The following is a 24,662-nucleotide window of genomic DNA, read 5'->3' on the forward strand; positions in this document are numbered from 1 at the left end:
GTTGCGATTGCTTGTGCGCCAGGCCTGCACAGGGCCGTATGCTCTCGCCATGCCGAACACCACCGACCTCACCCTGTCCTCACCGCCTTCCTTGTTGCCTGGGCGCCGCCGGATGCTGGCCGCCGCCGGCGCGGCCGGCCTGCTCGCGGCGGGTTGCTCGGTCCTGCCTTCGGGCTCCAGCCGTCCGCCGCTGGCCGACGCCAGCTACCGGCTCGCGGTGGCGAACCACATCTACCGCCGCTACCCGGACCGCATCTACCGGGGCAAGCTGCCGCCGATGCTGTACGCCATCGGGGTGATGGAGCTCGAAATCGACCGCAGCGGCGGCGTGGACGCGGTGCGCTGGTTGCGCGGACCGAGCCACGCGCCGGAGGTGATGGCGGAGATCGACCGCCTCGTGCGGCAGGCCGCGCCGTTCCCCAACCCACCGGGCTGGGGCCGCGTGCGCAGCGTCGACACCTGGCTGTGGGACCGCAGTGGCCGCTTCCAGCTCGACACCCTGAGCGAAGGCCAGCTCTGACCGGCTCTGGCCGGTTCAGCGAACCGGCCACCCCACTTGATGGTGGCCTGCAGCCCGGGCGCCGCCTCGGTCACGGCTTGGCCATTTCCCTCGGCCCGCCGTTGATGCCCCAGGGCGTGCCGAAACGGTCGGTCACCATGCCGAAGGTGTCGGCCCAGAAGGTTTCGGACAGCGGCATGGTCACCTTGCCGCCGTCCGCCAGGGCCTTGAAGACGCGCTCGGCCTCGGCCACGGTGGGGAAGGTGATGGCCATCATGCAGCCCTGGATGCCCGCGAAGGGCACGCCGGGCGGCGCGTCGCCGGCCATGAGGGCGAAGTCCGGGTGCACCAGGTAAGCGTGCATGATGAGCTTGGCGTTCTCGGGCGGCACCGGTTCGCCGCCGGGCATCTCGCCATAGGTGATGAGGGCCTCGAGCTTGGCGTTGAACAGCTTGGCATAGAACTGCATCGCCTCGGCGCAGTTGCCGTTGTAGGACAGGTAGGCACTGAGTTGCGTCGACATGGGGATCTCCTGAAGGGTGGATGAGGGGGCTTGCCACCTGACGACGTGCCAGGCGCGGCCGTTTCGACATCGGCCGGCGCCGCGCGACGAACGGCGGGTGGGCCGTTCAGCGAATCTCCTCCACCGACAGCTTTTTGTCCACCACCGTGGGTGTGACCAGCGCGTAGCCCTGGTTCTGCCAGTGCACCAGCTCGGTGATGGCCGAGGGCGTCACCTCCACGAAGGGCTGCATGTCGGCCGCGGTGTAGCCGAAGTCCTGCAGCGCCAGGCCGCAGACCTTGAACTTCACGCCCAGTTCCGTGTAGTAGCGCATGCGCTGCACCACCTCTTCGTACTTCGCCTCGTTCTTCTTCGCCAGCGCGACGAGTTCGGTGCCGTGCAGCAGCACGATCACGCTCATGTCCTCGTTGAAGAAGCTGTAGGGCGCTTCGGTGAGCGGGTTCACGAACGAGCGCAGCCAGTGCAGCGCGGCGCCCAGCTTGGCCGGGTGGTCGAGGTAGATGTCGAACAGGGCCTTGGGGTTCTTGTAGGGCGTCTGCACGAACCTGGCCTGGGCCTGCACCGAGGGGGCCGACAGGGCCCATGCCAGACCGAGGGCGCAGAAGAACGAACGGCGGGGGTGGTTGATTGATTGCATGGACAGGTCTCCGTGGGCGCTACCATCGCTCTCCATGGCGCTGAACTGGGTCTGGGTCGGTTTCTTCATCGTGGCTTTCGCCACCGCCGTCGCGCGTTGGCTGCTGGGTGAGCAGGGCATCTTACAAGCGCTGTTGACGGCCATGTTCGATGGCGCGCGCTCGGGTTTCGAGATCTCGCTCGGCCTGGCCGGTGTGATGGCGCTGTGGCTGGGGCTCATGCGCGTGGGTGAGCGCGCCGGCATGATCGAGCTGCTGGCCCGCCTCGCCGGGCCGCTGCTGCGCCGCCTCTTCCCCGCCGTGCCGCAAGGCCACCCGGCGCAGGGCGCGATGACCATGAACATCTCGGCCAACCTGCTGGGTCTGGACAACGCGGCCACACCGCTGGGCCTCAAGGCCATGCGCGAGCTGCAGACGCTCAACACCGAAGCACCCGGCACGGCGAGCAACGCGCAGATCATGTTCGTGGTGATGAACACGGCGGGCCTCACGCTGATCCCCACCTCGGTGATCGCCATCCGCCAGAGCGTCGCGCTCAAGCAGGGCCTGGGCGCGGGGTTCAACGCGGCGGACATTTTTCTGCCCACGCTGCTGGTCACCTTCACCTCGCTGCTCGCTGGGGTGCTGGCGGTGGCTGTGTGCCAGCGCCTGCCGCTGTGGCGCGCGCGGTTCCTGCTGCCGGTGCTGGCGGTGGCCGGCCTGCTCGCGGCGGCCGTGACCGCGCTGGCCCGCCTGCCGGCCGAACAGGCCGCGCGCGTGGCCGGCACCACCGGCGCGGCGGTGATCCTGAGCGTGGTGATGCTGTTCGTGCTGGCCGGGGCCTGGAAGCGCCTGAACGTGTACGACGCCTTCATCGACGGTGCCAAGGAAGGCTTTGGCGTGGCGATCCAGATCGTGCCCTACCTCATCGCGATCCTGATCGCCATCGGCGTGTTCCGCGCCGCCGGTTGCATGGACTTCCTGCTCTCGGGCATCGGCGCGATGGTGGCCGCGATGGGCTGGAACACCGACTTCCTGCCCGCGCTGCCGGTGGGCCTGATGAAGGTGCTGTCGGGCGCGGGCGCGCGCGGGCTGATGATCGACGTGATGCAGACGCACGGCGTGGACTCGTTCGCGGGCCGGCTCGCGGCCATCGTGCAGGGCTCGACCGAAACCACCTTCTACGTGCTCGCGGTGTACTTCGGCAGCGTGGGCATCCAGCACGCGCGGCATGCGCTGGCCTGTGCGCTGTTCGCCGACGCGGTGGGGCTGGCCGCCGCGATCGGCGTGGGTTACCTCATGCTGCGCTGAGCCTGCTCGCCAAAGCGCTGTTCGAGCCAGGCCTTGCCGAAGCGCACGAGGTCCCGTGCATCGAACAGATGGCAGTCGGCCTGGCCCACACGGCCCGTGCGGTGGCGGCCTTCGGCCACGTAGGCCCGCGCGATGGTCTCCACCGCGTCCAGGGCGCCGTCTTGCGCGAAGCCGTCCAGGATGCCGTTGGTGTCGAACTCCTCGGCCGCGCGCCAGACCTTGCGGCCTTGGTCGTCGAGCACCGGTTGTTCGTAGCGCACGCGGCGCTTGTTCGGGATGTCGGCCAGGGTCTCGGCGTGGTGCAGCACCGTCACCGCGTCCAGGGGCGCACCGAGCAGCAGCACCTGGCCGCCCAGTTGCACGAAGCGGTCCAGCGGTGAACCGGGTCCGTAGCCCTCCTGGAGCGAATGGGGCGCGACCAGCTCGTCCGCCTTCGCGCCCAGGGCGGCCATGTTGGCGTCGGGGTGCGCGCTGCGCCGCACGCCGGGTGTGTGGCAGATGAAGGCATTGAGCAGGCCGAAACTGCGTTCGGTGCCGGCGCTGGCCGGGTCGAATGCCGGCCAGGCCTCGCGCGCGGCGGCGCCCAGCGTGGCGCCGTTCAGGGTCTCTTCGTAGGGGGAGCGGTCCCAGGACACATAGGCCATGAGCGTGCCGCCCGGGCCGATGCTCTCCTGCAGCGCCCGCACGACCTGCGGGGCGCCGCCGGCCACCGGCCCGATGGCCTTGAGCGAGGCGTGCACCATGACCACGTCGCCCGCGGCCAGGCCCAGGCGGCGCAGCTGATGGACGAGTTCGCCGCCGGGCAGCGGTTCGGACATGGTGGCTCGAGGTGGTACCACCAACAGGAATCGAACCTGTATCTAGCGCTTAGGAGGCGCTCGTTCTATCCATTGAACTATGGCGGCGAAAAAGAGCCCGCATTGTACGGGGCGGGCTGCAGCCGGGACGCCCCCTCGCGGCGCTGCAGCTTGCCGCACACGGGCACGTATTCGGCCAGGAAATCGAGAAAGCTGCGCACCGCGGGCGAGAGGCCCCGGCGCGAGGGAAACACCGCATGCACCACACCCACCGGCGTGGACCAGTCGGGCAGCAGGCGCACCAGCTGGCCGCTGCGCAGTTCGTCCTCGCACATGTAGTCGGGCAGCCAGCACATGCCGCTGCCGCCGAGCACGGCGAGCTTGAGGGTGAGCAGGTCGTCGGCGATGTAGCGGGGGGTGAACTGCAGCACGGCCTCGCGCCCTTCGGGGCTGGTCAGGCGGATGCTGGTCTTGCCCTCGGTGGCGGACATGGCCACGCTGTCGAGCCGGCCGGCTTCCTCCAGCGTGGTGGGCGTGCCCTGGCGCGCCAGCAGCGCCGGGCTGGCCACCAGCACCGAGCGCGCGTCGTCCAGCCGCTTGACGATCAGGCTGCCGCTTTCCTCCAGCGTGAGTCGCACGCGCAGCGCCACGTCCACGCCGTCCTTCACGAGATCGACCACGCGGTTGTTGACCTCCATCTCCACGCGCACCTGCGGGTGCCGCGCGAGGTAGATCGGCATCACGCCGCCCAGCACGGTCTGCGCCAGCGTGACGGGGCAGACCACGCGGATGGTGCCGCGCGGCTCGGTTTGCGCGTGGGCCACGGCGTCGGCGGCGGCCTGGGCGGATTCGCGCAGGACCTGGCAGTGGCGCAGGTAGGTCTCGCCCACATCGGTCAGCGAGAGCTTGCGCGTGGTGCGTTGCAACAGCCGCACGCCCAACTGCGCCTCCAGCCCGGCGATGCGGCGCGACAGGCGCGACTTGGGCAGGCCCAGCGCGCGGCCGGCGGCCGCGAAACCGCCGTGTTCCGCCACCTCGGCGAACAGGATCATGTCATTCAGGTCTTGCATGGCGTTTCCCGTTGATTGTCCTGATTATGGAACGATATGTCGTAAGAATGCCGTCTTATCAAGTATTGGCATCGAAATCACAATCTATCCATGGTCACCTGGCGTGGCTTTCAACTTTTTCAGGAGATTTCCATGCAACTGCTTCACATCGATTCCGCGATCACCGGCGACCAGTCGGTTTCCCGTCAACTGACCGCCCAGACCGTGGCGACCTGGGTGGCGGCCCATCCCGGCACGCAAGTGCAGCACCTGGATCTGGCGGTCAACGCGCCGGCCCACCTGAGCGCCGACGCGCTGGGCTTTCGCACCGGCCAGGCCGCCGCCACCGAGGCGCAACGCCAGGAAAACGCCGTCTCCGAAGCGCTGGTGAGCCAGTTTCTGGCGGCCGACGTGGTGGTGATCGGTGCCCCTCTGTACAACTTCACCATCCCGACCCAGCTCAAGGCCTGGATCGACCGCGTGGCCCAGGGTGGCCGCACCTTCAAGTACACCGAGCAGGGCCCGGTGGGCCTGGCCGGTGGCAAGACGGTGATCGTGGTGCTCAGCCGCGGCGGCGTGTACTCCACCAGCGAAGGGGGCCGCGCCATGGAGCACCAGGAAACCTACCTGCAGACGGTGCTGGGCTTCTTCGGCATCACCGATGTGCGCTTCGTGCGCGCCGAAGGTGTGGCGATGGGCCCGGATGCCAAGGCCCAGGGTCTGGCGACGGCCGAGAGCGAGATCCGCGCGCACGTTGCGGAAGCCGCCAACCAGCCGGCGGTGGCCAAGGTCGCCTGAGGCCTTTCCGGCGCGAAGTGATGAAGTCCGGAACACCGCGGAGCTGGCTCTGCCAGGCCGCAGGTGTTGCCCCCTGAAAGGGGGGACGCGCCCACGGCGCGGCGCGGGGGTCAGTCAAATGTCGTCGTGAAGATCAGGTCGATGGCGTTCTCTTCACCCGCCCGCGCGCGCACCGTGACGCGCCGCGAGAGGTCGTAGAACATCGAGACCGTGCCCATGGCCCCGGCCAGGCTGGCTTCGTAGGTCAGGTAGAGCTTGTTGGACAGGCGCTTGCCCAGCGTGAGCGCGGCCGACGAGGTGGTGCCATCGGCGTTGGTGGAGCTGCCGGCAAAGGACAGCTCGTCCAGACCGAAGGCGCTGGCCAGGCCGCCGTCCAGGTTGCCACCGTTGCGCGAGAGCAGGGCCAGCGCGGCCTGCTGCAGCACGGCGGCTTCGGCCCCGGCGCCGCTGGCCGGGCGCCCCAGCACCAGCCAGGCGAGCTTCTCGCTGTCGGGCAGTTCGGGGTCGGAGAACAGGCGCACGCGCGGCAACTGCGCCGAGCCGCTGATGAGCACACCCACGCGCTGCGTGGTGTTGGGGCGCACGGCGGAGATGTCCAGCGTGGGGTTGTCGTAAGGCCCGTTGAAGCGCAACACGCCGGTTTCGATGTCGAGCCGCTGGCCGTAGGCCCGGTAGGTACCGCGCTCCGTGCGCACCTCGCCCAGCACGCGCGGCGCGGGCGAAGTGGGGGTGCTGCGCACATTGAGCTGGCCGGTCAGGCGCGTCTGCAGGCCCTGGCCGCGCACCTCGAAGTTGTTGCCCAGGTTCAGGTCCACCAGCACATCGGGTTGCACACGGAAGGCGTTCGGGTCTTCCAGCGGCCGCTCGGTGCCACGCACCACCACGTCCGCGCCGAGGCTGGGGGTGGACTCGTCGGGCAGCACGAAACGGGCCTCATCGGCCGTGAGCTGGCCGCGCAGCTGCAGCGCCGTGCCCGCCAGCTCGGCCTGCAACTGGCCCGAGAGCGTGAGCATGCGGTCGGCGCGGGTGGACACGCGCAGTTTCGTGGCGGTGGCCTGCAGGCTGATGTAGGGCTGGCGGCGCGGCTGGCCGTTCACCGTGACGGTGCGCCACTCGGTGCTGCCGGTGGCCAGCAGCGTGCCGCCGTTCTGCACGCCACCCAGGCCCTGCAGGTAAAAACGGTCGATGGTGATGCGTTCGCCCGCGAGCGTGGCGCGCAGCTGCCCGCGCGAGAAGGCGATGCCATTGACCAGCGAGCGCAGGGCCAGGTCGTCGGCGTTGAGCGAGCCGTTGAGCAGGGGTTTGTCGCGCGTGCCGCCCAGCGTGAGATCGGCGCCCAGGGAGCCGCGCACGCGCCAGCCGGGCGGCGCCAGCGCGGACCACACGCCCACCTGAGGCAGGCTGGCCTTGAGAGTGCCGCGCAAGGGCGCCTGCTCGGCCCAGTGCCAGGCGGGCTCGGCGGCGTTGGGCGGGCTCAGCGTGGTGCTCACGTCGGCGCTGGCCTGGCCCAGGCGCTCGCTGTCCCAGCGCAGGCGCGCCAGCACATTGCTGCCCTGGGTTTCCACGTCCAGCTGGGCTTCGCGGATGCCGGTCTGCAGGCGCTGGGTGGAGGCGGTGTTCTCGTCGAAGGCGCCGTCGGTCTGCACCGAGAGGTCGCCGCTGCGCCGGCGCAGCTGCGCCGCCAGGCGGGGCGGTGCGCTGGGGTCGGCCGGCAGGGTGAGGTCCCATGAGCCGTCGAACACCACGTCGCCGCCCAGGCCGGATTCGCTCAGCGGGCCGTGGCGCGCGCCCTCGGGCGTGGCGAGGGCATCCACCCAGGACAGCGGCAGGTGGCTGAGCTGGCCGCGCGTGTCGAGCGCGCCGGCCCGCCAGGTGATGCGTTCCCAGGCCAGCGTCATGGGGGTGGTGACGGTGGGCGTGGCGGCGGCCGCGGCCGCGGCAGCGGCCGACACGGCCACCGGGGACGCGGGCGCCGCGCGGCGGCGGAACACGGGCTGCAGCCGCAGCTGGCCGGCGTCGGCCTGCACCTGCAGCGTATCGCCGCGCGCGCCCTGCCATTGCACGCCCAGCGCGTTGGTGCTCTCCAGCGTCCATTCCACGGTGCGGTCGGGCCGCGCGCTGTCGGTGGCCTGCAGTTTCAGCCGGCTGAGTTCCAGGCGGCCGGTGTCGATGTCGGGCTGGCGGGCGTTGCCCAGTTGCAGCACGCCCTGGGTGTCGAGGGCGGCGCGCCAGGGGCCTTGTTCGGCCCGGCCGGCCAGGGTGAGGGCCAGGCGCTCGGGCGGGCCGTTGGCCTGCAGCTGGAGCGCGCTGAGAAGGATGTCCTGCGCCCTGGTGGGGTTGGCCGGATCGCCGGTGGCCACCTCGCGCGCGATGCGCAGGCGCGGCGCGTCCAGGCCGAGCTGCAGGCGCAGCGGGGCGGCCTGGGTGGCGCCGGCCGCCGGCGGCGGGTAGCCCAGCACGCCCAGACCACCTTGCCAGTCGGCGTTGAGCCGGGCGCTGCCTTCGGCCTGCAGGCCCGGCTGGCCGTCCAGCGCGGTGCGGATCGACGGGCCCACGATGGGCAGGGTCTGCAGGCTGCTCACCCAGGCCAGCACGCGGCTGGCGTCGTCCAGGTTGAGGTCCAGGTCGCCGCTGCTTTGGGCGTGCGCGGCCTTGCCCTTCCAGCGGGCCTGCGCACCGGGCAGCTGCAGCGCGAACTGGCCGTCGAAGCTGCGTGCCAGGGTATCGAGCGTGCCCTGGCCGTCCAGCGTGGCGTCGGCCACGCCCAGGCGGGCCTGGCGCAGGTCGAGCACGCCTTGCGTGGCGCTGTCGGCGCTGGGGCGCCAGCGGCCTTTCACATCGAGTTCGCGCAGCCGCAGGCCGGCCAGGGCGCCGCCCCGGGGTTGCGTGCCCGACGGCTGGATGCGCGCGCCCAGGTCGATGGCGGTGTCGACCGTGCGCGCCGTGACGGTGCCGTCGAGCGCGGCGGGGGCGATGCTGCTCCAGAGCTGGGCCGGGTTGATGCGGCGGGCCTGGATCTCGCCCTGCCACTGGCCCAGCGGCGAGGGCTGCGCGCCGCTGGCGGGTTCCCACTGGCCCTGGCCCTGCACACGGCCGCCGCCGAGCTGCGCGTCCAGTTGCGTCAGCGTCCAGCGCGCACCGCGCTGTTCGAGCGCGGCCTCGATCCGGTCGAGCGGCAGGCGCTGCCGGTCGGCCGGCCCGCTGGCGGCGTTGGTGAGCTTCAGCTCGGCGCGCCAGGCCTCGCCCTGGGGCTGGGCCTTCACCGTGCCGCTGAGCAGCGTCACCGGCGCCTGCGGCCAGAAGGCGGCGAGGTCGATGCGGGCCATGGTGGCGTCGGCGGTCTCGATCGGCTGCGGCCACCATGGGCGCAGGCGGGCCTGGGCATCCAGCGTGGGGGCCTGGGCCGGGTCGATGCCTCCGGTGGCCTTGACGCTGGCGCTGGCGTCGAGCGCGGCGTCGGTGGTGGCCAGCACGCCGGTGAGCTTGGCGATGACCTGCAGCGTCACGGGCTCACCGCCCGGCACGGTGGTGCGCACCTCACCGCTGGCGTCCACGCGCAGGGGCATCGGGGCTTGCGCGCCCAGCACCGCCTTGGCCTGGTAGCGGCCGCCGGCCACCTCCACGCTGTCCAGGTCGAACTGGTGCGCGTCGGTCACGCCGAGGTTCCAGGCGCGGTCGGCCGTGCGGTAGCGGTACTGGCCTTTCAGGCCGCTGAGGGTGAGCGGCGATTCGCCAGCCAGCACCAGTTCACCGATCGACCAGGGCAGGGTGACCGGCAGGGGCAGGGTAATGGGTTGCAGAGGCTCGGGTGGGGCCGATGGCGTGGGCGGGCGCTGGTCGTCGATCTGCAGGCGGCCGATGTCGAGCTGCGACAGGCGCACGCCGCGCCCGAGCACGGCGTCGGCCCAGAACCAGTTGCTCAGGCCGATGCGCGTGTCGCTGGCCTGCACGCTCAGGCCGTCGCGCGCCCATTGCAACTGCGTGATCTGGCCGCCTCGCAGCAGGCTGCCCTGCACACCGGCCACTTCCAGCGTGCCGGCCTGCGGCCCCTGCCGGGCCATGAACGATTGACCCCAGCCGATGGCCTGGGCCAGCGAGCCGGGCGAGGCGGCCCACAGGCCGACGCCGAGCAGGACCAGCAACACCAGCACCGCCAGGCCGCCGAACACCCAGCGCACCACGCGGCCGATGCGCGAGGGCGGGGGGGCGATGCGGTCGGGATCGTTGTCGCTGTTCATGCGCCGATCAGAACGTGAAGCCCACATTGAGGTGGATGCGGAAACGCCTGACCTCCAGGCCATAGGCCAGGTCCAGCTGGAGCGGGCCGACCGGGCTGTTGTAGCGGATGCCGGTGCCCACACCCCACACCGGCTTGAGGTCGCCGGCCTTGTTGGCGATGGCGCCGCCGTCGATGAAGAGCACGTTTTCCCAGTTGGAGCGTTGGTCGGCGTTGAAGATGGGGCGCTGCCACTCCAGGCTCACCACCCCTTTGTAGCGGCCGGGCCCAATGCTGCCGTCGGCGCGCGGCACACCGATGTCGCGCAGGCCGTAGCCGCGCACGGTGTTGTCGCCGCCGGTGATGAACAGCTGCGTGTCCGGAATGGGGGCCGAGTCGCGCGCCACCACCGCACCGCCTTCCACGCGCAAGGCCAGGCGGCCCAGCTGCGTGCGCCGCGACGGCGTGCTCACGTCGCGCGGCTGGCCGGGCACCGGGTCGGCGGCCCGGGCGATCGCACCGAGTGGCCAGTAGGTGAGCCAGCGCGCCTGCGTGCGGGTGAAGGGCTGGCGGCTGCTGCCCAGCGTGTAGCCCACCCCCAGTTCCACCGCGAGGCCATAGCCGCGGTTGGGAAACACCTGGTCGTCAAAGCGGCGCCGCGTCCACGCGTAGTTGGCGCTGACGGCGGACCTGGCTTCCTGCTGCGCCGCGGCGGACAGCAGGCTGCTCTTCACATGGGCGCGGTCGTACTGCAGGTAGAAGCTGCGGTCGTATTCGACGCCCAGCTGCGTCTGGCCCACGCGCAGGCGCTGGCTGCTGGTGGTGGTGAAGTCGTCGAGCTGTTTGGCCAGCTGCGCGCCGGCGATCTTGCGCCAGCCGTCGTCGTTCGGGATCGAGCTCCAGTCGGTGCTGGCGAGCTGGTCGTCGCGCTCCAGCTGCAGCTTGCTGACCGCGCGCCAGCCGATGCCGGGCACGCTGTTGTGCGTGTGTTCCAGCGACAGGCGAGCGCCGTTGTCGGTGCTGCCGCCAATGCCGATCACGACCTTCTGCCGCTTGCTCTCGCGCAGCTGCACCATCACCGGCAGGGTCTGTCCGTCGGTCGAGGTCTCGGCGTAGACGAAAACCGAGTCGTAGTAGCCGCTCTCGGCGATGCGGCGTTGCGCGTCCTGCAGTTTCTCGAGGTCGTAGTCGCTACCGGGCGTGAGGCCGGTCAGGCGCACCAGGCGCTCGGCGGTCACGGCGTCGTAGCGCTCGGCCCCTTGCACCACCACCTCGCCCATGCGCATGGGTTTGCCCGAATCGAGTTCGATGTAGAGCCGGGCCTGGTGCGCCTGGGTGTCGATGTCGGCCAGGCTGTTCTGCATCCGGCCCGAGGGGTAGCGCTGGGCGATCAGCCGCCGCAGCGCGGCGGTCTTGGCGCGGTCCCAGTCGGCCTGCGAGAAGGGCAGGCCGGTGATCAGGCCGGCCTCGCGCTCGATGTCGGCGCGCTGCGCCTCGGCCTCGGGCGCGGTGGCGATGTCGCCCACGAAGGACACCGTGACCGAGGCCACCTGCGTGACCGGGCCGGGATCGACCTTCACGGTGATGGTGCCCAGCGAGGCGGGGCTGGTGGTGCGATCACCATCGCTCGTGGCGGCGGCCACCTCGCCCAGCCCGGGGGGCGGGATCACCTCGACCTGGGGCGAGAAATGGCCGAGCGTGGCCAGCAGTTCGCGCACGTTGGCCGGTGCCTGGGCCAGCAGGCGGCTCAGTTCGTTGGCTTCGAGGCTGCGCAGTTCGCGGTAGCGCTGCACCTCCATGTGGCGCAACAGGAAGTCGCGCATGGCCTCGCTGGGCGCCTGCATGTCGATCTCGAAGCGCGCGCCGGCTGGCGTGCGCGCCTCGCGCGGCGGACGCGGCACGTCGGCATCCGTGTCGTCCTGGGCGCGGGCGGCGAGCGGCCACAGCAGGGTCGCGCACAACAGGAAAGGCCATGCCCGGCGGGCATGGCCAGGAAAGGAAAAGGTCATTCGGCCGTTATTTCGAGAGCAGGCGCATCGTGTCTTCAAGCCCCTTCAAGGTCAGCGGGTACATGCGCTGGCCCATCAGTTGCTGAATCACGCTGATGCTCTGTCGATACTGCCACACCCCTTGGGGTTCCGGGTTGATCCACGCAAACTTCGGAAACGCGTGCGTGAGGCGCTGCAGCCACTCGGCGCCGGCCTCCTCGTTGTTGTATTCCACGCTGCCGCCAGGTTGCAATATTTCGTAAGGACTCATCGTGGCATCGCCGACGAAGATGAGTTTGTAGTCCTTGTTGTACTTGCGGATGATGTCCCAGGTCGGGAACTTCTCCGCGTAGCGGCGGCGGTTGTTCTTCCACATGAAGTCGTAGACGCAGTTGTGGAAGTAGTAGAACTCCAGGTGCTTGAACTCGCTCTTGACCGCCGAGAACAGCTCCTCCACGCGCTGGATGTGTTCGTCCATGGTGCCGCCCACGTCCATGAGCAGCAGCACCTTCACGTTGTTGTGCCGCTCCGGGATCATCTTGATGTCCAGGTAGCCGGCGTTCGCGGCGGTGGCGCGGATGGTGTCGGGCAGGTCCAGCTCGAGGTCGTTGCCTTCGCGCGCGAACTTGCGCAGGCGGCGCAGCGCCACCTTGATGTTGCGCGTGCCCAGTTCCTGCGTGTCGTCGTAGTCGCGGTAGGCTCGCTGCTCCCACACCTTCACGGCGGTCTTGTTGCCGCCCTTGCCACCGATGCGGATGCCCTGCGGGTTCTGCCCGCTGTTGCCGAACGGCGAGGTGCCGCCGGTGCCGATCCACTTGCTGCCACCCTCGTGGCGTTCCTTCTGCTCTTCGAGGCGCTTGCGCAGCGTCTCCATGAGCTCGTCCCAGTCCATCTTGGGCGCGTTGGCCTTCTGCTCTTCGGAGAGGATGCGCTCCATCTCCTGGCGCAGCCAGTCGGCCGGGATCGGCTTGGTGAAGTCCGCGATCATCTCCACGCCCTTGAAGTAGGCGGCGAAGGCGCGGTCGAATTTGTCGTAGTGCTTCTCGTCCTTCACCAGCGCGGTGCGCGCCAGGAAGTAGAAGTCGTCCATGGAGCAGGCCTCGGGGTTGCGCGGTCCCACCACGTCGGCCTGCAGCGCTTCGAGCAGCGTCAGGTACTCTTTGACGGAGACCGGCAGCTTGGCCGAACGCAGGGTGTAGAAGAAATCGATCAGCATGGCGATCTCCCGGGTTCGTCAGGCGTGCATGTCCCGCAGGTACAGCAGCTGGGCCTTGGCCTCGGGCCATTCGCCCGACCGCATGCTGTACATCACCGTGTCGCGGATGGTGCCGTCGCGGCGCAGGGCGTGGCCGCGGATGACGCCGTCCTTTTTCGCGCCCAGCCGCTCGATCGCGCGCTGCGAGGCGAAGTTGTAATTGTCGGTGCGCCAGCCCACCACGTGGCAGCCCAGCGTGTCGAAGGCGTGGCCCATCATGAGCAGCTTGCACGTGGTGTTCACGTGGGTGCGCTGCACGCTCTGGGCGTACCAGGTGTAGCCGATCTCCACCCGCTTCACCGCCGGCAGGATGTCGTGGTAGCTGGTGCTGCCCAGCACCCGGCCGCTGGCCTCGTCGGTCACGGCGAAGGCAAAGCGGTGGCCCTCGGCGCGCATCTGCAGCGCGGTTTCGATGTAGGCGCGCGTCTGCCCGGGCTCGGGCACCGAGGTGATGCGCAGCTTCCAGAGCTCGCCGTCGGCGGCGGCCGCGCGCAGCCCCTGCTCGTGGTCCAGCGCGAGCGGCACCAGGGCAAGGCCGTTGGCGCGCAGGGTGAGGGGTTCGACGAAGGCCATGGCGTGGAAATCAGGGTGAGGGAGGCGGTGGCGGCGCGATCAGGCGCCGGGCCACCAGCTTGCCGACGCCGCAGCCCAGGGCGATCAGGCCCAGGCCGGCCATCTCGCGCCAGCCGAAGGCATCGGGCGCGGCGAAGAAGTCCAGGCCCAGCTGCTTGCCCAGGGCCCAGCCGGCCAGCGAGCCGATGACGAAGCCCGACGCATCGGCCAGGCCTTCCTTGAATGCATTGCGGGTCTGCTTGTCCATGGTGGGCTCAGCGGTTGCGCTGGTTCATGAAGACCAGCTTCTCGAAGAGCGTGGTGTCCTGCTCGTTCTTGAGCAGCGCGCCCACCAGCGGCGGCACGCTGACCTTGCTGTCGGCGCTCTGCAGGGCTTCGAGCGGGATGTCCTCGGCCATCAGCAGCTTGAGCCAGTCCAGCAGTTCGGAGGTGCTGGGCTTCTTCTTCAGGCCGGGCAGGTTGCGCACGTCGTAGAAGGTCTTCATGGCCGCGGCCAGCAGTTCCTTCTTGAGCTTGGGGAAGTGCACGTCCACGATGCGCTGCATGGTCTCGGCGTCGGGGAACTTGATGTAGTGGAAGAAGCAGCGGCGCAGGAAGGCGTCGGGCAGTTCCTTCTCGTTGTTGGAGGTGATGAACACCAGCGGGCGGTGCTTGGCGCGGATCATCTCGTGCGTTTCGTAGCAGTAGAACTCCATGCGGTCGAGTTCGCGCAGCAGGTCGTTGGGGAACTCGATGTCGGCCTTGTCGATTTCGTCGATCAGCAGCGCGACCGGCTCGTCCGCCGTGAAGGCCTGCCACAGCACGCCCTTGACGATGTAGTTGTGGATGTCCTTCACGCGCTCGTCGCCCAGCTGCGAATCGCGCAGGCGGCTCACCGCGTCGTACTCGTACAGGCCCTGTTGCGCCTTGGTGGTGCTCTTGATGTGCCACTGCAGCAGCGGCAGCTTGAGCGCCCCGGCCACTTCCTCGGCGAGCATGGTCTTGCCGGTGCCAGGCTCGCCCTTGACGAGCAGCGGGCGCTTGAGGGTGATGGCGGCGTTCACCGCCAGCATCAGGTCTTGCGTGGCAACGTAATTCTCGGAACCTTGGAATTTCATGAAAAAGCGCCTTGTGCGAAGGTTGGCGGGGGTGTGGCCGGGGCTGAGGACCAGTCTATATAATCAGGGGTTGATTTTCTCAGCCGGTTCCATTCATTGTGCTTGCAAAATGATTCCAATGTTGTCCACGATCGCCCGCACCCTTGTCGCCGCTGCGACCCTCTCCGTCGCTCTCGCTGCCCAGGCCCAGGGCGTCACGGGTGATGTGCAAGCCGGCCACAAGAAGGCCGAAATGTGCATCGGTTGCCACGGCATCGTGGGCTACCAGAACAGCTTCCCCGAGATCCACAAGGTCCCCAAGATCTCGGGCCAGTCGGACAAGTACATCGTGGCGGCGCTCCACGCCTACAAGAAGGGCGACCGCAAGCACCCCACCATGCGCGGCATCGCGGGCTCGCTGAGCGAGCAGGACATGGCCGATCTGGGTGCCTACTACGCGTCGCAGGCCGACAAGGCTGCCCCCGAAGCGCCTCGCACCGCCAGCACCACGGCCGCCGCGCTGATCGAGAAGGGCGCCTGCGCCTCCTGCCACGGCGCCAACTTCAGCAAGCCGATCGACCCGAGCTACCCCAAGATCGGCGGCCAGCACGCCGACTACCTGTTCTTCGCGCTCAAGGCCTACACGGTCGAAGGCAACAACATGATCGGCCGCTCCAACGGCATCATGGCCGGCATCGCCAAGCAGTACACGCCGGCCGAAATGCGCGAGATCGCCAAGTACCTGTCCACGGTCGATGGCGAACTCAAGGTCGTGCCGCAATCGCGCTTCCGCTGATCCGCGCCACCCGTCAAAAAAGCCGCTCATCGAGCGGCTTTTTTTTTGGTCAGTCCCGCGTGGCCCTGCGCCGCACCGCGTCGATGTAGGCCTGCCCGTCGGGTGGCCGGCCCGCGCGCTGGCTTTCCCAGAGCATGCTGCCCAGGCACTCCATCACCTCGTGGTGAGCCACATGCAGGTCGCCGCGCCGCGCGGCCAGCAGCTCCACCGCCTGGCGGATGCCCGGGGGCTGGTCGATGCTGCATTGCTCGCTGATGGACAGGTGCATGGACAGGTGCAGGAAGGGGTTGTCGCGGCCGCTGTCGGGCTCGCCCAGGCGCGCCAGGGCCGCGTCCACGTCGGACAGTTCGGCGTGGTACTCGCTGTGCTCGGCGATCCATTGGCCGGCCAGGGTTTCGATGGCCTCCATGGGTTGTTGCAGCAACTGTTTCTGGTGAACGGCGCAGAAGAAACGCCGCACGTCGGCTTGGGATGGGCTGAACATGGTGCGGGGATTCTCCCGCATGCCGCGCACCCCTGCGCCCGGCTTGGGTACAGTCGCAGGTTGACCTGAGGAGAACACACATGAACCAAGCCTTCATCTGCGACGCGATTCGCACCCCCTTCGGCCGCTACGGCGGCGCCCTCTCCAGCGTGCGTGCCGACGACCTCGGTGCGATCCCGCTCAAGGCGCTGATGCAGCGCAACCCCGGCGTGGACTGGGCCGCCGTGGCCGACATCCTCTTTGGCTGCGCCAACCAGGCCGGCGAAGACAACCGCAACGTCGCGCGCATGGCCGGCCTGCTCGCCGGCCTGCCGCTGGAGCTGCCCGGCGCCACCATCAACCGCCTGTGCGGCTCCGGCCTGGACGCCGTGGGCTCGGCCGCGCGCACCATCAAGGCCGGTGAAGCCGGCCTGATGATCGCCGGCGGCGTGGAGAGCATGAGCCGCGCGCCCTTCGTGATGCCCAAGGCCGAGAGCGCCTTCAGCCGCGCCAACGCGGTCTACGACACCACCATCGGCTGGCGCTTCGTCAACAAGCTCATGAAGGCCCAGTACGGCGTGGACTCCATGCCCGAGACGGCGGAGAACGTGGCCACCGATTACAAAATCGAGCGCGAGGCGCAGGACCGCATGGCGCTCTCGAGCCAGCTCAAGGCCGTGGCCGCGCAGAAGGCCGGCCACCTGGCGCGAGAGATCACGCCGGTGACCATCGCGCAGAAGAAGGGCGATCCGCTGGTGGTGGACAAGGACGAACACCCGCGCGAGACCAGCCTGGAAGCGCTGGCCAAGCTCAAGGGCGTGGTGCGCCCCGATGGCACGGTGACGGCAGGCAACGCCAGTGGCGTGAACGACGGCGCCTGCGCGCTGCTGCTGGCCGACGAGGCCACGGCGGCGAAGAACGGCCTGACGCCCAAGGCCCGCATCGTGGGCATGGCCACGGCCGGCGTGGCGCCGCGCGTGATGGGCATCGGCCCGGCGCCGGCCACACAGAAGGTGCTGGCGCTCACCGGCCTGAAGCTCGAGCAGCTGGACGTGATCGAGCTGAACGAGGCCTTTGCCGCGCAGGGCCTGGCGGTGCTGCGCATGCTGGGGCTGAAGGACGACGACGAGCGCGTGAACGCCTGGGGCGGTGCGATCGCATTGGGCCACCCGCTGGGCGCCAGCGGCGCGCGGCTGGCGACCACGGCGGTCAACCGCCTGCACGCCACCGGTGGCCGCTACGCGCTGTGCACCATGTGCATTGGCGTGGGCCAGGGCATCGCGCTCGTGATCGAAAAGGTCTGAGGGCGAGCCCGCCGCCGGGCCGCCCCAAGGCCGGGCTCAGCCCCCTCGGGGGGCAGCGACCCGCGCAGCGGCGGAGCGTGGGGGCCTACAACTTCCACGCGGGAAGCTGCCAGTTGCGCCACAGGGCCAGGCCGCGCAGGCCGGCCGTGAACACCACGCAGGCCACCAGGGCGATCCAGCCCGGGGCCTCGATCTCCCAGAGCCCGACGTAGAGCCAGCCACCGGCGAAGGCGCAGAGCGCATAGGGCCGGTGGTCCTTGAAGGCGGTGGGGATCTCGTTGCAGACCACGTCGCGCAGCACGCCGCCGAAGACGCCGGTGATCAGGCCCATGAGCACGGCCACCAGCGCCGGCATGTTCAGCAGCAAGGCCTGGTGCACGCCGGTGGCGGTGAACAGGCCCAGGCCCAGCGCATCGGGCCACTGGATGGCGCGCTCGGTGAGCTTCATGTGGCGCCCGCGCAGGAACACCATGGCGAGCACGCACAGCCCGAGCACGCCCCAGAGCAGCTCGACGTGGCGCACCCAGAAGAACGGGCGCTGATCGAGCAACAGGTCGCGCAGGGTGCCGCCGCCGAAGGCGGCCAGGAAGCCCACCACCGCCACGCCCACGGCGTCCAGCCGCATGCGCGCGCCCATGAGGATGCCGGAGAGTGCAAAGGCCACCGTGGCCGCCAGCTCGACCAGCAGGCGCAGGGTCTCGCCCCAGAACTGAATGTTGTGCATGCGCCGATTCTCGCCGGGCGGGAGGCAAGGGCATTCGCCTGCGGCGACAATCGCGCGCTTGAACTTCCCGCTCATCACCGATCCCTCGTTCTACCTCGTCGCGATTCCCGCGGTGCTCCTGCTGGGCATCAGCAAGAGCGGCTTTGGCGCCGGCTTTGGTTCCCTGGCCGTGCCCTTGATGGCGCTGGCGGTCACGGTGCCGCAGGCCGCCGCCATCCTGATGCCGGTGCTGCTGCTGATGGACCTGCTGGGCATGGCGGCCTTCCGCAAGAACTTCGACCGCCGCCTGCTGATGTTCCTCGTGCCCTGCAGCCTGGTCGGCCTCGTGGTCGGGGCCTTGCTTTTCAAATGGCTCGATTCTCGCGTGGTGGCGGGCATGGTGGGCGTGTTCACCCTGGTGTTCCTGGCGCAGCGCCTGCTGTTTCCGCCGCGCCCCGACAGCGCGCCGCCGCCGCGCTGGGTGGGTGCGCTGCTCACGGTGACCTCGGGTTTCACGAGCTTCGTGGCGCACGCCGGTGGGCCGCCGCTCAACGCCTACGTGATCCCGATGCGTCTGTCGCCAGCGGTCTTCACCGGCACGCTGGCCTACCTGTTCTTCTTCGTCAACCTCGCCAAATGGGTGCCGTACGCCTGGCTCGGTCTGCTCGATCTGCGCAACATGGCGACCTCGCTGGCGCTGCTGCCGTTCGCCCCGTTCGGGGTCTGGCTCGGGGTCTACATTGCCAAGCGCATCGAGCCTCAGCTGTTCTACCGGCTCATCTATGTGGGGATGTTCCTGACCGGTTGCAAACTGGTGTGGGACGCGGTGGCGATAACATAGCGCCCGATACCCCCCTCCCCATCACGCTGTCCGTGTGGGGCGTCCCGCACACAAAGGAGCTTTTCATGCCCATCGTGGTGGTTGCGAATCCCAAAGGAGGCGTTGGCAAGTCCACGCTGTCGACCAACGTCGCCGGCTACTTTGCCCGCCAGGGTCACTCGGTCATGCTGGGCGATGCCGATCGCCAGCAGTCGTCGGCCCTCTGGCTGCGCCTGCGCCCACCCGAGGCCCGGCCGATCCAGACCTGGGAGGTTTCGCAGGACCTGATCGCGCGGCCGCCCAAGGACGTCACCCACGTGGTGCTCGATACCCCCGCTGGTTTGCATGGCTGGCGCTTCAAGGACGTGCTCAAGATCGCCGACAAGGTGCTGGTGCCGTTGCAGCCCAGCATCTTCGACATCTACGCCACGCGCGCCTTCATCGATGAGTTGGCCGAGTCCCGCCGTGCGGGCCAGCTGCAGGTGGGCATCGTCGGCATGCGGGTGGACATGCGCACCATCGCGGCCGACAAGCTCGGCGAGTTCGTGACCGGGCTGGGCCTGCCCGTGCTGGGCGCCTTGCGCGACACGCAGAACTACGTGCACCTCGCGGCGCGCGGGCTCACGCTGTTCGACGTCACGCCCAGCCGGGTCGAGAAGGACCTCAAGCAGTGGCAGGGCATCTGCGAGTGGCTTGATCGCTGACACCCGGCGGTGCCGTGTCGCCGGCCCGACATGCGCGGCGCGGGGCCGGCGATACAGTGGCTCGCATGAAAACCTTTGAATCCCTGGCCGATCTGGCGGCTTGCGTGGGCCAGGAAGTGGCCGTCAGCGAATGGGTGGTGATCACCCAGGAGCAGGTCAACCGCTTCGCCGAGGCCACTGGCGACCACCAATGGATCCACGTGGACGTGGAACGCGCCAAGGCCGGGCCGTTCGGTGGGCCGATCGCGCACGGCTTTCTCACGCTGTCCTTGCTGCCGGTGTTCTTCGAGTCCTCTTTCGATATCCGGAACACGCGCATGGGGGTGAACTACGGCCTGAACCGCGTGCGCTTCACCGCGCCGGTGCCGGTGGGCAGCCGTTTGCGCGCGCGCCTGACGCTGCAGGCCATCGAGTCCATCGAACAGGGTGGGCAGCAGATGACCTGGGGCGTGGTGGTGGAGCGCGAGGGGGCCGACAAGCCGGTGTGCTTCGCCGAATCGCTGGTGCGCCAGTACCCCTGAGCGCGCGGGCAGGCCGGCCTACTTGATGCGGATGAGCTGCTTGGGCTCGAGCCAGCCTTCGAAGTACTGAATCAGCCGGTTGATGCGCTCGGCGGCGACCGACTGGTTGTGCCGCTGCGAGATGAGCTGGTACGCGTCGTTGCGCAGCAGCCAGAGTTCCTGCGGCGTGTGGGCCTGATCGATCTGTTTGCGCAGCCGGATCGCGGGTGTGCCGGGGCAGTCCTCGATGCTGCGCTCGAGATGGCGCCGGATGCGCGCCAACTCCTTGAGGCTGGGGCTCTTGGGCGCGCGCTGTCGAGACGCGAGGTTCACGCGGAAGATCCGGGTGAGGACAGAAATCAGGGCGGTCTCCATGCAGGCGGTCCGTGATGCGCAGAGTGGCGATCGGGCCGCCGCCCACAGGGTGTGGAGCCGCGCGGTCCCGATCAGGTTGGCAAGCCTATGTTGCGCGTTTCGCGCGCGATGTGATCTATGCCGTGCGCCACTTGCGTGACCTGCGTCACGGAACCGGCATCGCAAACTGCCGCTGGCGCCAGGCCTCGAACACGGTCACCGCCACGGCGTTCGACAGGTTGAGGCTGCGCTGGCCAGGCACCATGGGCAGCCGCAGGCGCTGCGTGGGCGCAAAGGACTCGCGCAGCGCGTCGGGCAGCCCCCGCGTCTCGGAGCCGAACACCAGCCAGTCGCCGGCCTGGAAGGTGTTGTCGAACACGCTGTGGCTGCCCCGGGTGGTGAAGGCGAACATGCGCTGCGGGTCCGGTGCTTCGGTCTGCAGGAAGCTGGCCCAGTCCGCGTGGCGGCGCAGATCGGCGTACTCGTGGTAGTCGAGCCCCGCGCGGCGCATGTGGCGGTCATCCATGGAGAAGCCCAGGGGCTCGATGAGGTGCAGGGTGCACCCGGTGTTCGCGCTGAGCCGGATCACGTTGCCGGTGTTGGGCGGGATTTCAGGTTGGACGAGGACGATGTGGAACATGGTGGCGGGCGAGCTTACCGCGCTGGCGTGCGCGCGAACACCAGCGCGCTGACCCGGACCGCCCCTGCCTGCAGCAAGGCCTGGGCCGCTGCCTGCAGCGTGGCGCCGGTGGTGGTCACGTCGTCCACCAGCAGCACGTGCCGGCCGTGCAGCCGGGGCGCGTGCAACGGGTGGGCGGCGAACACGCCTTGCAGGTTGCGCAGGCGCTGCTCACGGGGCAGGCTGTGCTGGTCGGGGGTCTCGGTCAGGCGGACCAGCGCCTCGGCCAGGGCCGGCGCCCGGGCGGCAGGCGTGCTCGCGCGCCGCAGGGCTTTCACCAGCTCCCAGGCCTGGTTGTAGCCGCGCCCGGCGAGGCGCGCCGGGGTGAGTGGCACAGGGGCGAGGAGGTTGCATGACGAGAGCAGGGCGCCGGCCTGCGGTGCCTGCAGCATCCGCCGCGCGAAAGGCCCGGCCCAGCCAGGCTCCTGGCGGAACTTGAAGCGGGCGATCAGGCCGTCCCAAGGGTAGGCATAGTCCACAGCCGCCGCGCAGGCGTGCAGCGCGGCCGGCGTGGGCCGGGTGAGACAGGCCCCACACAGCGGCACGTCCACGGGCACGCGGTCGGCACACGCCGTGCAGCGGGGCGCCTCGTCCTGGAACCGCGCCGCGCAGGCCTCGCACACCGCGCTCGATGGCCAGGCGCCGCAGACCTGGCAGGTGCCGGGCAGGGAATTCCAGAGCGTGCGCCAGGGGTTGAGCATGGGGCCAATATACTGGCGCGGCCTTGTTGTCCCGCCCGCCGGCATCCCGTTTGAACACCTCCACCCCCACTGAAACCCCCGTGCCCGACATGGACCCGGTCGCGGCCCTGCGCTGGCAGCAACGCGCCGCGACGACCAGTCCGTGGCTGCACGAAGAGGTGGCCTCGCGCATGGCCGAACGCCTGAAATGGTTCCGCGAGCCGCCCGCCAGCTGGATGCACTGGGAGCCCGTGGGCGGCGGGCTGCTCGCGCACCAGCAGCTCCGGTCTCAGTTGCCCGACGCGCCCTGCCACGTGGCCGCACAGCGCCTGCCCGAGGCCTTGCAGGCCACCCGGGAAGGGGGCGGGCCGGGCTGGAACCCCCTGAACTGGGGGCGCAGCCGAGGCCCGCAGGCGGCGAACGCCGACACCCGGGTGGGCATGCTCTGGGCCAACATGGCCTTGCACACCGAGCCACGGCCGCAAACGCTGCTCAAGCGCTGGAACGCACACATCGAGACCAACGGCTTCCTGATGTTTTCCTGCCTGGGGCCGGACAGCCTGCGCGAACTGCGCGTGGTGTACGCGGCACAAGGCTGGCCCGAGCCGGCCCACGCCTTCACCGACATGCACGACTGGGGCGACATGCTGGTGCACAGCGGGTTTGCCGAGCCGGTGATGGACATGGAGCGCATCACCCTCTCGTACAGTGGGGCGGAACCCTTGCTGGCCGAGCTGCGCAGCCTGGGCCGCAACCTTCATTCGGGCCGGTTTGCCGCCTGTCGGTCGCGGGGCTGGCGTGCGCGGCTGTGCGAGGCGATCGAAACGGGCCTGCCGCGCGCGGCCGACGGCCGGCTGCTGCTGACCTTCGAAATCATCTACGGCCACGCCTTCAAGCCCACGCCGCGAGTGCCCATGGGGCCTGCGACGACGGTGCCGATGGAAGACATGCGTGCCATGCTGCGGGGCCGCAGGGGCTGAGCCGGGCTGGCGGCGGGCCGTTTCTCGCCTGGAGATACCGCATTGTCCGAGTCGGATGGGGCGGCTTTGCAGCCGGGCGGCACCCTTCTCGCCGCTACAATTGGAGGCGATCCAAGTTTCAAGGGGATTTTCCCTGCGTCAACGCGCGCGCCTTCGGGCGCAGCGCGGCTTGAACCGGTGGTGGGTGGTGAACCTTACCTGCAACGCTCATCGTTTCGCGACCGAGTCTGAACAAGGCATGGAGTGGTCGCTGAAGCGCAACTGTTCGGTCACGCCCGCACAACTGGGATGGCTCTATGCCTCCATGTGTGTCGTGTCGTTGGGTGTGGCCGGATTCTTCTGGTCGCAAGGTGCAACGCTGGTGCTGCCTTTCGCGGTGCTGGAGTTGATCGTGGTGGCGGTGGCCTTTCTGGCCTATGCCCGCCACGCCACCGACGGCGAACGCATCCGCTTGCTGGAAGGCCGGCTGGTGGTGGAGCAGGAGATGGCGGGACGGACGAAGCGGTGCGAGTTCGCCCGTGAGTGGGTGCAGGTGGAGCCGCGGGGAGAAGACGACCAGATGGTCGAACTCCGCTGCGGCGGCCAGTCGGTGAGGGTGGGGCGCTTTCTGCGCCCCGAACTGCGGCCGGTGCTGGCGCGGGAGATACGCCAGGCCTTGCGTGGCGCGTGATGGTGGGGTTTTGGGTAGGTGTGCCCGGAAAATTTGTTCTAATCGGCATTGATATAAATCAATACTTATATTTGAGGCGCTTAAAGTGAGTACGACGAATAAAAAGGTGCATTCCCTGCGAAACCGGTGGGCCACGATCCGCGCCGTGGCAACCACGCTGGCCTTGGGCGCAGGCGCCTGGTCCACGGTCGCTGCTCAGGCGGTCAAGGACCTCGCTGGCGGCCCGGCGGTCAACCAGCTGAACTTCCACCCCCCGGTGACCCGCATCGCCGAGGAGCAGCACTGGCTGCACTGGTTCATGATGGTCCTGTGCGCCGTCATCTTCGTCATCGTCTTCGGCGTGATGTTCTATTCCATCCTGAAGCACCGCAAGGCGGCCGGGCACAAGGCCCAGGAGCTGCCGGAGCCGATCTGGGTGGAGCTGGGTTGGACCATCGTCCCGCTGCTCATCGTCATCGGCATGGCCCTGCCCGCCACCAAGGTGCTGGTGGCCCAGAAGGACACCACCAACAGCGACCTGACCATCAAGGCCACGGGCATGCAGTGGAAGTGGGGCTACGACTACATCAAGGGCGAGGGCGAGGGCATCGGTTTCCTCTCCACCCTGGACAACAACCAGCGCGTGATGTCCAACAGCGGCAAGCCCGAAGCCACGGACGACTACCTGCTCAAGGTGGACAACCCGCTCGTGGTGCCCGTGAACAAGAAGGTGCGCATCATCACGACCGCCAACGACGTGATCCACGCCTGGATGGTGCCGGCCTTCGGCGTCAAGCAGGATGCGATTCCCGGCTTCGTGCGCGACACCTGGTTCCGCGCCGAGAAGACCGGCGACTTCTACGGCCAGTGCGCCGAACTCTGCGGCAAGGAACACGCCTACATGCCGATCCACGTGAAGGTGGTGTCGGCCGAGGAATACACCGCCTGGGTGACCGAGCGCCAGAAGGCCATGGGCGCTGCCGCCGATGACCCGAGCAAGGTCTGGACGCTGGCCGACCTGGTCAAGCGCGGCGAGTCCGTCTACGCCGCCAACTGCGCGGCCTGCCACCAGGCCAACGGCAAGGGCGCCGGCCCGATCAAGCCCCTCGATGGCTCCGCGATCGTGACCGACACCGACCACGCCAAGATGATCAATGTGCTGCTGCACGGTGCGGCAGGCGGCGCCATGCCGGCCTGGAAGCAGCTGTCCGACACCGAACTGGCCGCGGTCATGACCTACGCCAAGAACAACTGGTCGAACAAGACCGAACAGATCGTGCAGCCGGCCGAAGTGCTGGCCGCCCGCAAGTGATCTGTTGACAGAAAAACAT

At 69.1% G+C, this 24,662-nt stretch carries 26 protein-coding genes and 1 tRNA gene; 11 read left to right on the forward strand and 16 right to left on the reverse strand.

Features of this window, described 5'->3' with window-relative positions:
- Positions 1-49: 49 nt before the first annotated feature.
- The gene (locus AC1Q9M_RS13925; RefSeq protein ID WP_444687280.1) at positions 50-520 is read left to right on the forward strand and encodes a hypothetical protein; all 471 of its coding nucleotides are present in this window, start codon (positions 50-52) and stop codon (positions 518-520) included.
- A gap of 70 nt (positions 521-590) precedes the next feature.
- Here AC1Q9M_RS13925 and AC1Q9M_RS13930 read toward each other — a convergent pair whose 3' ends face one another.
- On the reverse strand, positions 591-1,022 hold the full coding sequence (locus AC1Q9M_RS13930) for a VOC family protein (RefSeq protein ID WP_382154867.1): 432 nt from the start codon (positions 1,020-1,022) through the stop codon (positions 591-593).
- A gap of 106 nt (positions 1,023-1,128) precedes the next feature.
- On the reverse strand, positions 1,129-1,659 hold the full coding sequence (locus AC1Q9M_RS13935; RefSeq protein ID WP_382154870.1) for a DsrE family protein: 531 nt from the start codon (positions 1,657-1,659) through the stop codon (positions 1,129-1,131).
- Positions 1,660-1,693: 34 nt separating this feature from the next.
- Here AC1Q9M_RS13935 and AC1Q9M_RS13940 point away from each other — a divergent pair, with 34 nt between their 5' ends.
- Positions 1,694-2,947 carry a nucleoside recognition domain-containing protein gene (locus tag AC1Q9M_RS13940; RefSeq protein ID WP_382321576.1) on the forward strand — a complete coding sequence of 418 codons (1,254 nt, stop codon included), beginning with the start codon at positions 1,694-1,696 and terminating at the stop codon, positions 2,945-2,947.
- Here the strand turns inward: AC1Q9M_RS13940 and aac(3) are convergent.
- The 3 genes from aac(3) to AC1Q9M_RS13955 form a co-directional block, all read right to left on the reverse strand.
- A complete protein-coding gene (aac(3), locus tag AC1Q9M_RS13945) occupies positions 2,929-3,765 on the reverse strand; it encodes an aminoglycoside 3-N-acetyltransferase (RefSeq protein WP_382321574.1) in 837 nt (278 codons plus the stop codon). The two genes, AC1Q9M_RS13940 and aac(3), sit on opposite strands and share 19 nt — an antisense overlap.
- A gap of 12 nt (positions 3,766-3,777) precedes the next feature.
- A tRNA-Arg gene (locus AC1Q9M_RS13950) sits at positions 3,778-3,852 on the reverse strand.
- Positions 3,843-4,814, reverse strand: a complete 972-nt coding sequence (locus tag AC1Q9M_RS13955; RefSeq protein WP_492434318.1) for a LysR family transcriptional regulator — start codon at positions 4,812-4,814, stop codon at positions 3,843-3,845. The genes AC1Q9M_RS13950 and AC1Q9M_RS13955 overlap by 10 nt, the downstream gene beginning before the upstream one ends.
- A 132-nt stretch (positions 4,815-4,946) precedes the next feature.
- Between AC1Q9M_RS13955 and AC1Q9M_RS13960 the strand changes: the two genes are divergently transcribed.
- Positions 4,947-5,591: an FMN-dependent NADH-azoreductase gene (locus tag AC1Q9M_RS13960; RefSeq protein ID WP_382321571.1), complete on the forward strand. Its 645-nt coding sequence runs from the start codon at positions 4,947-4,949 to the stop codon at positions 5,589-5,591.
- A 110-nt stretch (positions 5,592-5,701) separates the two neighbouring features.
- Here the strand turns inward: AC1Q9M_RS13960 and AC1Q9M_RS13965 are convergent, their stop codons facing one another.
- From AC1Q9M_RS13965 to AC1Q9M_RS13990, 6 genes are read right to left on the reverse strand one after another with little or no spacing between them, the layout of a single operon-like run.
- Entirely contained in the window at positions 5,702-9,829 is a 4,128-nt protein-coding gene (locus AC1Q9M_RS13965) for a translocation/assembly module TamB domain-containing protein (RefSeq protein ID WP_444687275.1), read from the reverse strand.
- 7 nt (positions 9,830-9,836) lie between these two features.
- Positions 9,837-11,816, reverse strand: a complete 1,980-nt coding sequence (locus tag AC1Q9M_RS13970) for an autotransporter assembly complex protein TamA (RefSeq protein ID WP_492434321.1) — start codon at positions 11,814-11,816, stop codon at positions 9,837-9,839.
- A gap of 7 nt (positions 11,817-11,823) precedes the next feature.
- Positions 11,824-13,011: a vWA domain-containing protein gene (locus AC1Q9M_RS13975; protein ID WP_492434322.1), complete on the reverse strand. Its 1,188-nt coding sequence runs from the start codon at positions 13,009-13,011 to the stop codon at positions 11,824-11,826.
- A gap of 18 nt (positions 13,012-13,029) precedes the next feature.
- Positions 13,030-13,623: a GNAT family N-acetyltransferase gene (locus tag AC1Q9M_RS13980; RefSeq protein ID WP_382154891.1), complete on the reverse strand. Its 594-nt coding sequence runs from the start codon at positions 13,621-13,623 to the stop codon at positions 13,030-13,032.
- 10 nt (positions 13,624-13,633) lie between these two features.
- Positions 13,634-13,870: a hypothetical protein gene (locus tag AC1Q9M_RS13985; RefSeq protein WP_382154894.1), complete on the reverse strand. Its 237-nt coding sequence runs from the start codon at positions 13,868-13,870 to the stop codon at positions 13,634-13,636.
- Positions 13,871-13,877: 7 nt separating this feature from the next.
- Positions 13,878-14,720 (reverse strand): AAA family ATPase, encoded by an 843-nt coding sequence (locus AC1Q9M_RS13990; protein ID WP_382154897.1) that lies wholly within the window; start codon positions 14,718-14,720, stop codon positions 13,878-13,880.
- Positions 14,721-14,838: 118 nt separating this feature from the next.
- Between AC1Q9M_RS13990 and AC1Q9M_RS13995 the strand changes: the two genes are divergently transcribed.
- Positions 14,839-15,495, forward strand: a complete 657-nt coding sequence (locus AC1Q9M_RS13995; protein ID WP_492434325.1) for a c-type cytochrome — start codon at positions 14,839-14,841, stop codon at positions 15,493-15,495.
- A gap of 49 nt (positions 15,496-15,544) precedes the next feature.
- On the opposite strand, the gene AC1Q9M_RS14000 is transcribed toward AC1Q9M_RS13995, so the two are convergent.
- Positions 15,545-15,979 carry a DUF1841 family protein gene (locus AC1Q9M_RS14000; RefSeq protein WP_382154903.1) on the reverse strand — a complete coding sequence of 145 codons (435 nt, stop codon included), beginning with the start codon at positions 15,977-15,979 and terminating at the stop codon, positions 15,545-15,547.
- An 80-nt stretch (positions 15,980-16,059) separates the two neighbouring features.
- Here AC1Q9M_RS14000 and pcaF point away from each other — a divergent pair, with 80 nt between their 5' ends.
- Positions 16,060-17,262: a 3-oxoadipyl-CoA thiolase gene (gene pcaF / locus AC1Q9M_RS14005; RefSeq protein WP_492434328.1), complete on the forward strand. Its 1,203-nt coding sequence runs from the start codon at positions 16,060-16,062 to the stop codon at positions 17,260-17,262.
- A gap of 85 nt (positions 17,263-17,347) precedes the next feature.
- Here pcaF and AC1Q9M_RS14010 read toward each other — a convergent pair whose 3' ends face one another.
- Positions 17,348-17,986 carry a trimeric intracellular cation channel family protein gene (locus AC1Q9M_RS14010; RefSeq protein WP_382321561.1) on the reverse strand — a complete coding sequence of 213 codons (639 nt, stop codon included), beginning with the start codon at positions 17,984-17,986 and terminating at the stop codon, positions 17,348-17,350.
- A 58-nt stretch (positions 17,987-18,044) separates the two neighbouring features.
- On the opposite strand from AC1Q9M_RS14010, the gene AC1Q9M_RS14015 reads away from it, so the two are divergent.
- The 3 genes from AC1Q9M_RS14015 (at position 18,045) to AC1Q9M_RS14025 (ending at position 20,010) form a co-directional block, all read left to right on the forward strand.
- A complete protein-coding gene (locus tag AC1Q9M_RS14015) occupies positions 18,045-18,806 on the forward strand; it encodes a sulfite exporter TauE/SafE family protein (protein ID WP_291121583.1) in 762 nt (253 codons plus the stop codon).
- A 65-nt stretch (positions 18,807-18,871) separates the two neighbouring features.
- The gene (locus AC1Q9M_RS14020; protein WP_291121582.1) at positions 18,872-19,489 is read left to right on the forward strand and encodes a nucleotide-binding protein; all 618 of its coding nucleotides are present in this window, start codon (positions 18,872-18,874) and stop codon (positions 19,487-19,489) included.
- 65 nt (positions 19,490-19,554) lie between these two features.
- Positions 19,555-20,010, forward strand: a complete 456-nt coding sequence (locus AC1Q9M_RS14025) for a MaoC family dehydratase (protein ID WP_382321559.1) — start codon at positions 19,555-19,557, stop codon at positions 20,008-20,010.
- An 18-nt stretch (positions 20,011-20,028) separates the two neighbouring features.
- On the opposite strand, the gene AC1Q9M_RS14030 is transcribed toward AC1Q9M_RS14025, so the two are convergent.
- From AC1Q9M_RS14030 to AC1Q9M_RS14040, 3 genes are all read right to left on the reverse strand, one after another.
- The gene (locus AC1Q9M_RS14030; RefSeq protein ID WP_382321557.1) at positions 20,029-20,364 is read right to left on the reverse strand and encodes a hypothetical protein; all 336 of its coding nucleotides are present in this window, start codon (positions 20,362-20,364) and stop codon (positions 20,029-20,031) included.
- 145 nt (positions 20,365-20,509) lie between these two features.
- A complete protein-coding gene (trmL, locus tag AC1Q9M_RS14035; RefSeq protein WP_382321555.1) occupies positions 20,510-20,983 on the reverse strand; it encodes a tRNA (uridine(34)/cytosine(34)/5-carboxymethylaminomethyluridine(34)-2'-O)-methyltransferase TrmL in 474 nt (157 codons plus the stop codon).
- Positions 20,984-20,997: 14 nt separating this feature from the next.
- Positions 20,998-21,723, reverse strand: a complete 726-nt coding sequence (locus tag AC1Q9M_RS14040) for a ComF family protein (RefSeq protein WP_382321553.1) — start codon at positions 21,721-21,723, stop codon at positions 20,998-21,000.
- Between the two features lie 89 nt (positions 21,724-21,812).
- Here AC1Q9M_RS14040 and AC1Q9M_RS14045 point away from each other — a divergent pair, with 89 nt between their 5' ends.
- The 3 genes from AC1Q9M_RS14045 (at position 21,813) to coxB (ending at position 24,643) form a co-directional block, all read left to right on the forward strand.
- On the forward strand, positions 21,813-22,682 hold the full coding sequence (locus tag AC1Q9M_RS14045; protein WP_382325713.1) for a methyltransferase domain-containing protein: 870 nt from the start codon (positions 21,813-21,815) through the stop codon (positions 22,680-22,682).
- A 238-nt stretch (positions 22,683-22,920) separates the two neighbouring features.
- Complete coding sequence (locus AC1Q9M_RS14050) at positions 22,921-23,352, forward strand: DUF2244 domain-containing protein (protein WP_382321551.1); 432 nt, start codon at positions 22,921-22,923, stop codon at positions 23,350-23,352.
- 136 nt (positions 23,353-23,488) lie between these two features.
- Positions 23,489-24,643 carry a cytochrome c oxidase subunit II gene (gene coxB / locus AC1Q9M_RS14055; protein ID WP_382325711.1) on the forward strand — a complete coding sequence of 385 codons (1,155 nt, stop codon included), beginning with the start codon at positions 23,489-23,491 and terminating at the stop codon, positions 24,641-24,643.
- Positions 24,644-24,662 lie beyond the last annotated feature (19 nt).

The organism is Hydrogenophaga sp. GW823-FHT04C09 (assembly GCF_058796355.1).